General features: G+C 53.3%; 12 protein-coding genes. 11 read left to right on the top strand and 1 reads right to left on the bottom strand.

The window, feature by feature from the left end:
- The first annotated feature begins 56 nt into the window (after positions 1 to 56).
- The 7 genes from J2X61_RS13890 to abc-f all read left to right on the top strand — a co-directional run bounded on the left by J2X61_RS13890 (position 57) and on the right by abc-f (position 7,011).
- Positions 57 to 707 carry an amino acid ABC transporter permease gene (locus J2X61_RS13890; protein WP_274467177.1) on the top strand — a complete coding sequence of 217 codons (651 nt, stop codon included), beginning with the start codon at positions 57 to 59 and terminating at the stop codon, positions 705 to 707.
- Between the two features lie 10 nt (positions 708 to 717).
- A complete protein-coding gene (locus J2X61_RS13885; RefSeq protein WP_274467176.1) occupies positions 718 to 1,368 on the top strand; it encodes an amino acid ABC transporter permease in 651 nt (216 codons plus the stop codon).
- A gap of 35 nt (positions 1,369 to 1,403) precedes the next feature.
- Positions 1,404 to 2,165: a TSUP family transporter gene (locus J2X61_RS13880; RefSeq protein WP_274467175.1), complete on the top strand. Its 762-nt coding sequence runs from the start codon at positions 1,404 to 1,406 to the stop codon at positions 2,163 to 2,165.
- A 41-nt stretch (positions 2,166 to 2,206) separates the two neighbouring features.
- A complete protein-coding gene (locus J2X61_RS13875) occupies positions 2,207 to 3,460 on the top strand; it encodes a sensor histidine kinase (protein ID WP_310188387.1) in 1,254 nt (417 codons plus the stop codon).
- Between the two features lie 5 nt (positions 3,461 to 3,465).
- The gene (locus J2X61_RS13870) at positions 3,466 to 4,368 is read left to right on the top strand and encodes a response regulator (protein ID WP_274467173.1); all 903 of its coding nucleotides are present in this window, start codon (positions 3,466 to 3,468) and stop codon (positions 4,366 to 4,368) included.
- Positions 4,369 to 4,834: 466 nt separating this feature from the next.
- Complete coding sequence (locus tag J2X61_RS13865) at positions 4,835 to 5,002, top strand: RAxF-45 family protein (protein ID WP_379239639.1); 168 nt, start codon at positions 4,835 to 4,837, stop codon at positions 5,000 to 5,002.
- A 98-nt stretch (positions 5,003 to 5,100) separates the two neighbouring features.
- Entirely contained in the window at positions 5,101 to 7,011 is a 1,911-nt protein-coding gene (abc-f, locus tag J2X61_RS13860; protein WP_310188385.1) for a ribosomal protection-like ABC-F family protein, read from the top strand.
- Positions 7,012 to 7,328: 317 nt separating this feature from the next.
- Here abc-f and J2X61_RS13855 read toward each other — a convergent pair whose 3' ends face one another.
- Positions 7,329 to 8,429, bottom strand: a complete 1,101-nt coding sequence (locus J2X61_RS13855) for a GntR family transcriptional regulator (protein ID WP_274467171.1) — start codon at positions 8,427 to 8,429, stop codon at positions 7,329 to 7,331.
- 333 nt (positions 8,430 to 8,762) lie between these two features.
- Between J2X61_RS13855 and J2X61_RS13850 the strand changes: the two genes are divergently transcribed.
- From J2X61_RS13850 to J2X61_RS13835, 4 genes are all read left to right on the top strand, one after another.
- Positions 8,763 to 10,064, top strand: a complete 1,302-nt coding sequence (locus J2X61_RS13850; RefSeq protein ID WP_310188384.1) for an ABC transporter substrate-binding protein — start codon at positions 8,763 to 8,765, stop codon at positions 10,062 to 10,064.
- Positions 10,065 to 10,148: 84 nt separating this feature from the next.
- Positions 10,149 to 11,033, top strand: a complete 885-nt coding sequence (locus J2X61_RS13845) for a carbohydrate ABC transporter permease (protein WP_274467168.1) — start codon at positions 10,149 to 10,151, stop codon at positions 11,031 to 11,033.
- Positions 11,034 to 11,036: 3 nt separating this feature from the next.
- On the top strand, positions 11,037 to 11,882 hold the full coding sequence (locus tag J2X61_RS13840; protein ID WP_274467167.1) for a carbohydrate ABC transporter permease: 846 nt from the start codon (positions 11,037 to 11,039) through the stop codon (positions 11,880 to 11,882).
- On the top strand, positions 11,882 to 13,360 hold the full coding sequence (locus J2X61_RS13835; protein WP_310188383.1) for an arabinan endo-1,5-alpha-L-arabinosidase: 1,479 nt from the start codon (positions 11,882 to 11,884) through the stop codon (positions 13,358 to 13,360). The genes J2X61_RS13840 and J2X61_RS13835 overlap by 1 nt, the downstream gene beginning before the upstream one ends.
- Positions 13,361 to 13,362 lie beyond the last annotated feature (2 nt).

The raw sequence follows: 13,362 nt of genomic DNA, 5'->3' as shown, positions 1-13,362 counted from the left end.
GAGATGGGTGGCCGCAAGCTGCCCATCTTCTGTCTATGAGGAGGGAACATAAGCCGATGCCCGATATCTCCATTTTCACGGATTACATCGATATTTACATGAAAGGCTTCGTCAATACAATCTGGGCCAGTGTCATCGCCTTGATCGGCAGCTTCGTGCTGGGCACGATCATCGCGATTTGCCGCATCTCCGCCGTGAAGCCCTTGCAGTGGTTCGGGACGGCTTACGTGGAGTTCATTCGGAACATTCCGCTTCTGTTAGTCGTTTTCGTGTTTTTCTACGGCTTGCCGTCCCTGGGCATTACGCTTAGCGGCTTCGTTTGCGGTACTTTAGGACTGACGGTGTATACGGCGTCGTTCATCGCCGAAGCGATTCGCGCCGGCATCATGTCGGTGCCGATCGGCCAAACGGAGGCGGCGAGATCTTCCGGCTTGACCTACGCGCAAACGATGCGCCATGTCGTGCTGCCGCAGGCGATCAAGATCGTCATTCCGCCGCTGAGCAATCAATTTATTAACCTCGTTAAAAATTCGTCGGTGCTGGGTGTCTTCGCCGGCTTCGATCTGATGTACTTCGGCGATCAGGTTGCCAGTGAAACCTATGCGACTTTCGATACGTACATTTTCGTCGCATTGCTGTATTTGATTTTAACGCTGCCGCTAAGTTACGGCGCTCTGCGTCTGGAGCGCAGGCTGGCCAGGGGGTGAACGGGAACGAATGGATATCATACATGCTTTCTCACCGGATAATGTGAGATTTATTCTTGAAGGCTTTTATATGACGCTGAAAGTCGCTCTGATTTCAATCATTCTGAGCTTTATCGTCGGCTGTGTGGTCGGGACGATCCGGTACACGAAGATGCCGGTCATTTCGCCTGTACTGGGCGTAATCGTAGAGCTGATCCGCAACTTGCCTCTGCTGCTCATCATCTTCTTCGCCCGGTTCGCGCTGCCGGACGTCGGCATCAAGCTAGGACCGATGAATGCGACGATCCTCGCGCTGACGCTGTTCGAGGGCGCGATGATCGCGGAGGTCGTGCGAAGCGGGCTTAACTCCATCGACAAAGGGCAGATCGAGGCGGCGCGTTCTTCCGGCCTCAGCTACCTCCAAACGCTGCAGCATATTGTGATGCCGCAGGGACTGCGGCGCATGGTTCCGCCGCTTGTGAGCCAATTCATTTCCCTGCTCAAGGACACATCGCTTGCCATCGTTATTTCCTTGCCTGAACTGATGCATCATGCGAAAATAGTAATTGGACAAAGCTATAGCTATACGCTGCCGATCTTGTTTGCAGTGGCTGTGCTGTATTTTGCAGTTAATTACGCACTTTCGCTCGCAGCGCGCAGGATGGAAGCGAAGATGGTCTAGGCGAATTATGAGCAGGAAGAGGAGTTATTGACATCATGATACACTTAAGTTGGGAAATGCTGCTGTTCGTCATTATGGGCGGATTCCTGGCAGCCTACGTCGATTCGGTCGTAGGGGGAGGCGGGCTGATCGCGCTGCCCGTTCTGCTGGCAACGGGCTTGCCTCCGGCAGTCGCGCTGGGAACGAACAAGCTGGCCGGCACCATGTCGTCGCTGACGAGCACCATTTCCTTCATGCGCTCGGGCCACATCGATATCAAAGCGGTGAAAGGCTTATTTCTTTTATCTTTATTGGGAGCTGTTAGCGGAACGCTGGTGCTGCGGCAAGTTCCTTCGGACTTCTTGAGGCCTTTGGTTGTCGTGATGCTGATCTTGATTACGATCTATACGATTTTCAGGAAGAGCTGGGGCGAGAGCTCCACGTTCCGCAGCTACACGACCAAGACCGCTCTGCTTATGGGGGGCGCAGCCTTCGGTTTAGGCTTTTACGACGGTTTTTTCGGACCGGGTACAGGCTCCTTTCTTATATTTGTATTTCTGATGCTGGGCTTTGACTTCGTGAAAGCGGCCGGCAACGCCAAAGTGTTGAATTTCGGCAGCAACATCGCCAGCCTGGCAACTTTCATGGCCCTCGGTTCGATTCATTACGGAATCGGGATTCCCATGGGCATTGCCATGATCTGCGGCTCCTACCTGGGATCGCGTATGGCGATCCGCAAAGGGACGGCCTATGTTCGGCCGCTATTTTTGACCGTTTGTATACTCCTGATCGGAAAGCAGATATGGGATTTACTGTAGGGGGTGAGCGGCTGAGACGCTTACAGAACGAAGGCTTACAAATGATTCTCATCGCGATCGTGACGGCGATTGCCGGAGAGTTCAAAATCACGCCTTTCAGCGGAGAAGTGTTTCGCATCGGCCTGGGCAGCAGCGCATTCCTTCTATGCCTGCTATTGCTCAAACATTTGCCTTACATGTATACGGGCCTCATCACGGGGGTGACCGTTCTCCTGTTCCGTTCCCTGGAGGACGGCGTTACGATGCACGGAACGGTTTCGCTCGGTTGGTGCATACAGGTTCATCTGCCTGCGATGCTGTATTATATGGCTTTCGCTGCCGGAATGAGCCTGGTGAAACCGAGATTGGGGAAGTCACATCCCCTTGTCCTTGGATTGTTCCTTTCCCTTATTGACCTCATGTCAAATGAGATCGAGCTGCTGGCGCGCAGCTTTATCTTCGATACGCCGTACAAATTTTCGGAGCAGCTGGTCTATATCTCGGTGATCGCGCTCGTTAGAAGCTACTTCGTAGTGGGCATCTACAGCAGTGTGACGATTCATCAGATGCGCGTCCTTCACAACGAGCAGCAGAAGCGTATGGAGCAGATGCTGAATACGAACAGCGGGCTGTACGGCGAAGTCTTTTATCTGCGCAAGTCCATGGAGACGATCGAAGGATTAACGGCCAAGAGCCACAATTTATATGAAAAAGTGAACGGCTCGGGGTTGAAAAGCTACGCGCGTACGATACTGGAGATTACCCAGCAAATTCATGAAGTGAAGAAAGATTCCCAGCGCATCCTTGCCGGCCTGCTCAAGCTGTTCGACCGGGAATTCGCCTCGGACATGAGGCTGGCGGAGATTGTGGATTTCGCAATCAAGTCCAATCTCGGATACAGCAGTATGCTGGGCAAGCACATTCAGTTCACGACCGACTTGCGAACGGATTATGATTCGGATCACTATCTCCCTTTGTTAACGGTGTTAAATAATTTGCTCTCCAACGCTGTGGAAGCGATCGAGGAACATGGGCGGATTCATGTCAGTGTACGCGAGCAAGGGGCCGAAACGATATTGACCGTATCGGATACCGGGATGGGTATTGCGGAGCTGGAGCGGGAGATGATTTTCGCACCGGGCTATACGACCAAGTTTAATCAGGAGGGCTTTGCCGCGACCGGAATCGGGCTGTCCCATGTACGGGATATTGTGCATTCCTTGGGCGGCGACATTCATTTGCGCTCAGACGAGCCGGATGCTCAGACGACATTCGTCATTACCTTATTGACCGATACGTTGAAAAAAGGAGCGTAGAGATCATGCTGTCATTCGGAATTGTAGACGATGATGCGGTAAGCAGGCTGATGCTGCACAAAATTATCGAAAAAGGCGGATTGGGCGAAGTCGTCGGAACGGCGGGGAGCGGGATCGAGGGGGAGCGCGTGCTGCTCGAAACGTCGCCCGATGTCGTCGTCATCGACCTGTTGATGCCGGATCAGGATGGCATTGAAACGATCATCCGGCTCAAGGAGCAGGGGTTTCAAGGGAAATATGTCATGATATCGCAGATAGAAAATAAGGAAATGATCGGCAAAGCTTACCAAGCCGGCGTTGAATATTATATTCAAAAGCCGATCAACAAAATTGAAGTGGAAGCGGTGCTCTCCAAGGTGAACGAGCAGTGGAAAATCAGCCGTTCCCTGCAGGAGATTCAGCAATCGTTAACGAAGCTGAGCCTGCTTGGCGCAGCCCCGGAAGCCGCCCGCAAGAAGCGGAGTGTCCGCGAGATTATGCAGCCGATCCTGATGGATATGGGGATTGTGGGGGAGAGCGGCAGCCGCGACTTGACCGACATCGTCGAGCATCTCGTCCGGCATCACCGGGGCGACAGCCTTCCTCCGCTCAAGGAGCTGTATGAGACGGCGGCCCGCAGCCATAAGCTGAAGGAAGCCGAAGCGGAGAAGGAAGGGAAAGCCGCCGAGCAGCGGATTCGCCGTGCGGTCATGGCGGCGCTGACCCATCTGGCCAGCATCGGGCTCACGGATTACAGCAATCCGAAGTTCGAGCATTATGCGCCGCTGTATTTCGAATTTCAGGAAGTCCGCACGAAGATGAAAGAAATCGATGAGAATTTGAAGACGGAGAAAAGCAAGATCAATATTAAGAAATTTCTCCAGGTTCTGCATTTGGAAGTCATGGACAAAATGCGCAGCGAGCAGTAGCCCGGTTTTTTTGAGATGTAGGGCTGTGGGAGCCGCAGCCGCTGGTTTGCGGCGACCGAAAGGTTACCCATTACTTAAAATAGAATGGGGCGGAAATAGGGTGCGTTATTAAGCCTCCAAACAGTTGTTTGACCGGGGAAGTGGAAATGAGATGCGCTATTGCGCGGTGATGGTCGAAGATGTCAGCTTTCTGGGGCAAATAAGACACTGTATTTCCGCTTAGAGGCTGAAAATCGCTGAGTTGGCCCCAATAAGGGCCTGTATTTCCGTTTCAAATCTCAATAACCCTGCTGGAAGTGTTCTTAGCTATGACTAGAAGAAATTGTCGGTCTTCGTCATACCCTAAAGGACAGGCAGCCGGCAGGAAGCATTTTCTCTAACGTTTTTTCTTACGTATGCCTGAAGAATAACTTGGGTGGTCCTCATCTTGCGAATTAACCAATGGTTATGGTACTATTTACTACATATGACGAAAGGAGGTGAAGGTAGGATGAATCGAGAGTTCGTGAACAACCGTGTGAGCCAGTTACCCATCGCGATGGCTGGCATCGTTCATGCTTTTGCCGTCGACGGGAGAAGTCTGTCCATTTTCACTCATACGGTACCACAACTCACGAGAAGACACCTACCTTAACCTCAGACGGATGAATCCGCGAAGGCCGTAGGCATTTTCCTGCGGCCTTTTTTGCTGCGTTCAGGAGGGTCTCTCACAACTAAGGAGGATCCTTAACGATGTTAATTATAAACGGTCAAAATATGAAGAAATACCATGGCGCCCAACTGGTGCTGGCGGATGTTACTTTCGAAATTCATCAGGGGGAGCGCATCGGGCTGGTCGGGCGCAACGGAAGCGGCAAATCGACGCTGCTGAGGCTCATCGCCAGAATGGAGAAGCCGGACGAAGGGCAGCTGACGGTGCGCAAGGATACGCGGATCGGCTATTTGGCGCAAATACCAGCGGAATGGGAAGGCGGCACCGTGTACGATGTGCTGGCTTCGAGCTTCGCGGAGCTGCTCGCTTGCCGTGCCGCGATGACGGAGCTGGAGCAGCGCATGGCGGATCCCGCAGCCGGCGGGCAGCTGGAGCAGCTGCTGGGGCGGTATGCGCAGCTGCAGGAGCGCTTCGAGCGGGAAGGCGGCTATGAGCTCGATGCGCGGATCGATCAGGTGGCGAACGGGCTCCGGATTGCCCGGGAGACGTACGGGCGGAGCTTCGCTTCGCTGTCGGGCGGCGAGAAGACGAGGATCGCATTGGCCTCCCAGCTGATCGGCAAGCCGGATCTGCTGCTGCTTGACGAGCCGACGAACCATCTCGATCTGGCCGGTGTGGAGTGGCTGGAAGAGTATTTGACTCATTATGACGGCGCCTGCTTCATTGTGTCGCATGACCGCTACTTTTTGGACCGTGTCGTAGAGAAAATCGTGGAGCTGGAAGACGGGGAATCTGCGGTCTACTTGACTTCGTATAGTGGCTATGTGAAGGAGAAGGAGGCGCGGCTGCTGCAGCAATTCGCCGATTATCAGGAGCAGCAGAAAGTGATCCGGAAGATGAAGGAGACGATCAAGCAGCTGATGGAGTGGGGGCGCATCGGCGGCAACGAAAAGTTCTTCCGCCGGGCGGCGTCCATGCAGAAAGCGCTGGACCGGATGGAGAAGCTGAAGCGTCCGGTGCTCGATCCCAAAGCGGCGGAGTTCGCCTTGAAGGTGGATGACCGTTCCGGGAAGCGGGTCATTGCTTTCGAGAACGTGAGCAAGCGCTATGGGAACAAAGTGCTGCTGCAGCAGGCGAGCGGGCTGCTGGAATACGGTGAGAAGGTGATGCTCGTCGGACACAACGGTTCCGGGAAAACGACGCTGCTCCAGATGCTGCTTGGCGAAGTGGGCCCGGATCAGGGCAAGCTGGAGATCGGCGCGCGCGTGGACATCGGATACTTGGCGCAGCAGGAGTATCCGGAGGACGGGAAGATGACGGTTCTGGCATACTTTTGCGAAGAAGCGGCGATGGAGGAAGGGGAAGCGCGGGGCAGGTTAGCTGCGTACTTGTTCTATGGCGCGGACGTGTTCAAGCCGGTCAGCTCGCTCTCCGGCGGGGAATGGACGCGGCTAAGGCTGGCGCTGCTTGTGCTCCGGAAGCCGAACCTGCTCATTCTGGATGAGCCGACGAATCATATGGACATCGCCTCAAGAGAGGCGCTGGAGGAAGCGCTCGAGGAGTTTCCGGGCACGGTGCTGGCGGTCACGCATGACCGGTACTTCATGAACCGGCTGTCCCGGAAAATCTGGGAGCTGGATCAGGGGCGCATCACCGTCTATCTGGGCAGCTTCGACGATTACAAGGCGAAGCGTGCGCAGCTGCGCGAGGCGCGGGAGGCGGCGGCACTGCCGAAGGCCGCCGCCAAGGCGGAGCCGCGTGCGGAAGCGGCCCCGCGCGGGAAGTCGCGCAGCACGGCTGCGTTCGCGCGGGAGAAGCTGGAGCAGGCGATCGCGGAGGCGGAGGCGCGGGTTGGCGAGCTGGACCGCGCGCTGGACGCGCTGGAGATGGAGCAGCCGGATGGCGAGCTGAGCCGGCTGTGGACGGAGCGCGAAGCGGCGCACGCGGGGTTGGAGCAGCTGTATGCGGAGTGGATGCAGCTGGAGGAGTGAGTGAATCGGCGCCACGGGGAAAGAGCCAAATGTGGAAATGTATATGAATTTTGATGCTCTGGTGAAGGAGCGATGCGATCTCCGGGCGCTTTTGTGGAGAATGTATATGATTTTTCATATACAATTCATGGATTTGGCGCTCCGATGGAGATTCTATATGATTTTTCATACAGAATCAGGGGTGAGCTGCTAGGCCCCCGCCTCAACACGAAGAGCCGTGACAAGTCGAATGACCTGCCGCGGCTCTTTGTGTTGAGGCGGGATTCGTTCTTACCAGGCTGCGGTCCCTGGCTGCAGCGGAGAGCAAGCTCTAGAGCTTAAACCTCCACCCACTGCACCGGCACTTCAACGCGCTGCGGCGTGTACTTGCCGTTGCACTGCTCCAGCAGCATGGAAACGGCGGACAGCGCCATCTGCTGCTCATCCTGCAGTACGTGCGAGATGCCCGGAATTTCCGGGTCATCGAAGGAGACCAGCACGGTGTGCGGGTTGAGCTCGTCCTCCACATGCAGCGCATGGTGCGTGATTCTCGCCATCTCGGCGGTCAATGCAAAAACAGCCGTAATGTTCGGATGCTGCTGCAGAAAGCTGACGACATAAGCCGAAGTGTCGCCGGTTCTCAGGATGTCGATCGGGACGTGGCACCATAAGCTTTTATCAATAAGAATGTTGCTGTCGATATAAGCTTTCTCAAAGCCCTGCGTCCGGTCCTCGATGGTCGTATTCGTATTATCCGGCGAGATGAGCGCGATTTGCCGGTGCCCTTGCTGCAGCAGCTTGCTGACGGTCTCATAGGCGCCGCCGCAATTATCGGAGGTAATCCGATAGGTATCGATATTGCGCAGATAACGGTCAATGAACACGAAAGGGTATTTATCCAGGGACAGGCGAAGCAGCGATTCGTTGTAGCTCTCATCTTCCGTAGGGAAAACAATGATGCCCCGGACTCCCTGCGTATTCGTCAATTGTTGGACGGAATGAGATTCCTCCAGCGAAGATTCCCTGGTAATATGCAGGATCAGCTGGTAACCGGCTTCCTTCACATATAATTCGACATAATCCACAAGCCGCTGAATGACTTTTGTTTTCATGGTCGGAATAACCAGCCCGATATAATCGTGCGACGCAGGGGAGTTCCCGTTGGCGACTGGCCCGGCAGCTCCGACATAACGGCTTTTGGCATCCGGTATCTGGGATGTGGGATTGGAAGCTACGAACGTTCCCTTGCCTTGTATGCGTGTAACCAGTCCTTCGTCTACAAGTGCAGCCAAGGCGTTCTTCACGGTAATTTTGCTGACCATGAATTCGTCCATGAATTCCTGTTCGGAAGGAACGCGGTCTTTGGGACGAAGCTCTCCGGTCAAAATTTTATCTTTAATGGATAGATAGATTTGTTTATAGAGCGGAATTTTGTTCATTCGCGCACCACCCGATTTCTCGTTTTATACCCTTATTGTACTCAGTAAATGTCGAATTGGGAATATGTTAAATATAATAAACATAATTTTATACTGAATTGGTTATATGATTATAGGTTTTTATGTACTATAATTCGTTATGTAAAGCGCTTACACGATAATCTAAGGTTCAACCAGCACTGAAACAGCCTCACAGCCTCAAGAAATGTCATCCCATTTGTACCATCAATAACTCCATCATCACATGCGACCTTCGTTCATTTTAAACGGGCGCACTTCAGTCCCATCATCAAACCATCATCAATCCAAATCCAATCAAGGGGGATCCATCGTATGAAAAGAAAGCTGCAAGTTACATCTGCCGCCGTTCTGGCATCCATGCTTTTATTATCCGCTTGCACATCCAGTCCAAGCACCTCGTCCAATGACAGCGCATCCAAATTAGGTGCGGTGAAGCTGAGCTTCTGGACGTTTAACGAGCTGCATCAGAAGTTTTTTGAAAGTATGGCGGAATCATGGAACAAGGCGCATCCGGAGCAGACGATTCAATTGGAAGCAACGACGTTCCCTTATGACGATAACCACAACAAGCTGCTGGTCGCGCTGCAATCCGGAACGGGTGCACCCGATATGGCGGACATCGAAATCAGTAAAATCGGCAATTTCTTAAAAGGCGACGTCCAACTGGTCGAATTGAACGATATCGTCGAGCCGGAGAAAGCCAACCTCGTAATGTCCCGACTCGATAACTATGCCAAAGACGGCAAATATTACGGAATCGATTACCACGTCGGAGCCCAAGTAATTTACTACAACAAGGAAATCCTCGATAAAGCAGGCGTCAATGCGGATAACATCAAAACGTGGGATGATTATGAGAAAGCCGGTAAGCAGGTGCTGGAGAAAACCGGCAAGCCGATGACGACGCTCGAAACGACGGATCAATGGAGCTATTGGCCGCTCGTTGTCCAGCATGGCTCGGACTTCCTGGATAAGAGCGGCAACGTGAAGCTGAACGACCAAGCGAACAACGAAGTGCTGTCTTACATGCAGAAGCTCGTGAAAGAGAAAGTCGCTGTCGTGGCTCCTGGCGGCTTCCACCATGCGGAAGAATACTATGGCTTCATGAATAAAGGCGGCGCTGCTTCCGTTTGGATGCCGATGTGGTATATGGGCCGTTTCACCGACTATATGCCTGACCTCAAAGGCAAGATCATCATTAAACCGATGCCGGTCTTCAAGCAAGGCGAAATGCGCTCCTCCGGTATGGGCGGTACGGGAACGGTGATTACGAAGCAGTCCAAAAATCAAGATGTCGCGAAGAAATTCCTGTCCTACGCCAAATTATCCAAAGAGGGCAACATCCAGATCTGGTCACAGCTCGGCTTCGATCCGATTCGTTCGGACGTTTGGAACGATCCGGCGCTGAAAGCGGACAATAAATTTACGGCTTATTTCGGTAAAAATTTATGGGATGTTCTGATTTCCGTGAAGAGCGAGATTGCGCCTACCAATATTAAAGAGAAAACGCCGGCGGTCTCCGATTACCTCAAGACGAAAGCGATCTTCCAAGCGCTTAATGATTTGAAAGATCCGAAACAAGTGCTCGACGATGCTGTGAAAAATATTAAGTAATCCGAACATCGTTGCCGGCTTTGCCTGGGACCCTTCCTTCGGCAAGGCTGGCAGCGCTTCTAGAGAGGAGTAGCGATAAACGATATGAATAAATTTCTGTATTCCTCCCGTTTAGCTCCATATGTGTTTGTACTGCCATTCGTGCTTTCATTTCTTATCTTTTTTGCCTATCCGGTTATTACGACAATTGTGATGAGCTTTCAAGAGGTGCTCCCGGGCCAAACTCATTTTATCGGATTAAAGAACTACCAAAATTTATGGAGTGAGTCGTTCTTCACTGCGCTATGGAACAGCAGCCGTTATACGTTCTGGACGCTGCTGGTGTTAATCCCGCTGCCGCTTGTGCTGGCTGTATTTCTGAATGCGAAGCTTACCAAGGCGAGCGCGTTTTTCCGTTCCGCTTTGTTCATTCCTTCCCTTACCTCGGTTGTTGTGGCAGGGACTATATTCCGGTTAGTTTTCGGCAGTCTCGATGAATCGGTCATGAACGGGTTCCGCCATTTGCTCGGTTTGCCGAGCATCAATTGGCTGGCCAATTCGGCGACGGGCATGTTCGTGCTGATCGTTCTGGCCACTTGGCGCTTCACCGGCGTTAACATCATCTATTTCCTGTCTGCTCTGCAGAGCATCCCGCATGAATTGTACGAGTCGGCAGAGATCGACGGCGCGAACAAATGGGACCGCTTCTGGCGCATTACGCTGCCCTTATTGAAGCCGGTCGCCATCTATGTCATTACGATTTCCATTTATGGCGGTTATTCCATGTTTACGGAAAGCTTCATTCTATGGAACGGCAACCGGTCGCCGAATGACATCGGCTTGACGATGATTGGTCTGCTTTATCGGGAGGGCATCGAGCGCAACAATCTGGGATTCGGGTCCGCCATCGGGATCACGCTGTTAGGGCTCACCATGGTATTGAATGTGATTCAGCTGAAATTTTTCGGTTTGTTCCGGAAGGAGGACTAGGACATGCAAATCGAGCGACATAAGTTCCTGCAATCCTCTTTGCTGTTCCTGCTGTTCGGGGTGCTGGCCCTGCTGGCGCTGTTTCCCTTTTACAGCCTCACGCTGGCTTCGCTGAAGCCATCCAAGGAGATGCTGCGTTACGGGCTGAATGTGAGGCTGCAGCCGGAGCTGCTGTCTTTCCATAACTATTCGTTCCTGTTCTCCGCTGCGGCGAAGAAGTATCTGATTTGGTATAAAAATAGCGTTCTCATCTCGGTCGTCTATACGGTATGCTGCTTGCTCCTGTCCTCGATGGTGGGCTACGGGCTTGCGATGTACCGGTTTATCGGGAGGAACATCATCTTCCTTCTAGTGCTTCTGGTCATGATGGTTCCGGTGGAAATCATTATGCTGCCCCTGTACAAGCAGATGATCAGCTTTCATCTCATTGATACGTATGGCGGCGTCATCCTGCCTTTCGTCGTGGCGCCGCTGCCGATCTTCTTTTTCCGGCAATATGCGGCCGGTTTACCCAAAGATTTCCTCGATGCAGGGAGGATTGACGGCTGTTCGGAGTATGGCATCTTTTTCAAAATCATGATGCCCTTGATGGCTCCGGCTTTCGGGGCGATGGCGATCCTGCAGGCGCTTGCGAGCTGGAACAGCTTCGTCTGGCCGTTGATCGTACTCAAAACCGGGGAAAAGCTGACGCTGCCGATCGGACTGTCCAGTCTGGTTACGCCTTACGGCAATAACTACGATATTCTTATCGCGGGTTCCGTGCTGGCGATCGTGCCGATTCTAATCGTGTTCATTTTCTTCCAACGGTTCTTCGTATCGGGCCTCACGGTTGGCGGTGTGAAGGGGTAATGGCTTTCTTACGGGGAAGAAGAAAGCTGCTGCTGTGGACGGCGGGCTGCGCGCTCGCCATAACTGCAGCGGCAATAGCGGGGGCTGCTTATTTTAAAAGTACCGCTTCCGCTCTTGTGCAATTTCCGGAAAGACCGATCCAGTATCCGATGTATGATACCGCAAACGTTAATACCGAGTCAGGTTGGCATACGATGAATACGCACGATCCTTCTATTTACAAAGAGGGCGATACGTATTATGTGTTCTCTACAGACTTTAAGGTTGGCGCGAATAAAGATCCGCTAAGGCCGGGCATTATGGTCAGGCGATCCAAAGATCTGATCGCTTGGGACTTCGGAGGCTATGCGCTGGACGGGATTCCGAAGGAAGCCGCAGCGTGGAGCCGGGCAACGAATTTGTGGGCGCCCGATGTGTTTAAGATGGGGAAGACCTACTACTTGTATTATGCGGCTTCAACCTTCGGCAGCAATCAGTCCATGATCGGCCTGGCAACATCCGCTTCGATTACCGGTCCATGGACCGATCAAGGAGCCGTCGTGAAGACGGCCAAAGGGGATGAAGCCAATGCCATCGATCCGAATCCGGTGTTTGACGCAGAAGGCAAGCCTTGGCTTGCGTACGGCTCGTTCTTCGGCGGCCTTTACATCGTCAGGCTCGATGAGCGCACGGGCAAAGTGAAGGAAGGGGAACAGCCCGTCCTGCTTGCCCGCAGAGACAGCGGGACTGTGGCCGGAGCCGTTGAGGCGCCCTATATCATTTATCAGCCGCAGCAGCAGATGTACTACTTGTTCGTTTCCTACGATTCTTTATCCTCGGATTACAGTGTGAGGGTAGGGAGATCTACTTCAATTACGGGCCCTTACATGGATTTCAATGGACATAAGCTGACGGATGCATCGTACCAGCCACAGGCGTTTATCGGCAATAAGCTTATCGGCAGCTACGGATTCAGCGGCAAGGAAGGCTGGATCGCGCCGGGTCATAACTCGGTGCTGAAGGATGGCGACCGGACCTTTCTAGTCCATCATGCCCGTGGCGAGAAAGATAAGAATTGGTCCTATCTCCACATCCGCGAGCTGCTGTGGACGCGCGACGGTTGGCCGGTTGCTTCGCCAGAACGCTACGCGGGAGAGAAGGCTCAGCCTTTGAACGCGAAGATGCTGACAGGGCAGTGGGAAAGATTGCCCATCCCGATGGCGTGGACAGGGACGGAACGCTCTGAGCCGATCCGCCTGCTGCGTGGCGGGAAGCTGGAGTCTGCGCATGGCGCCGGCAAGTGGACGTTCCGGGAGCCGAACGAGCTGACCTTGCAGTGGGAAGCAGGCGTCGGCAAGGAAGGGCCGTCAACCGAACGAGTGTTGGTCACACCAGCGTGGGACTGGGAAAATGATCGGCCTACGCTCGTCTTTACAGGCATGAACGAGAAGGGTATTCATATTTGGGGCAAATACATGGACAGCATTAAAGGAGACTAACG

Origin of the sequence: Bacillus sp. 3255 (genome assembly GCF_031456485.1) — a bacterium.
In the GTDB taxonomy this organism is placed as follows: domain Bacteria; phylum Bacillota; class Bacilli; order Paenibacillales; family NBRC-103111; genus Paenibacillus_E.
Note: the sequence above shows the minus strand (reverse complement) of the source record. Positions and strands in the feature narration are given on the sequence as shown.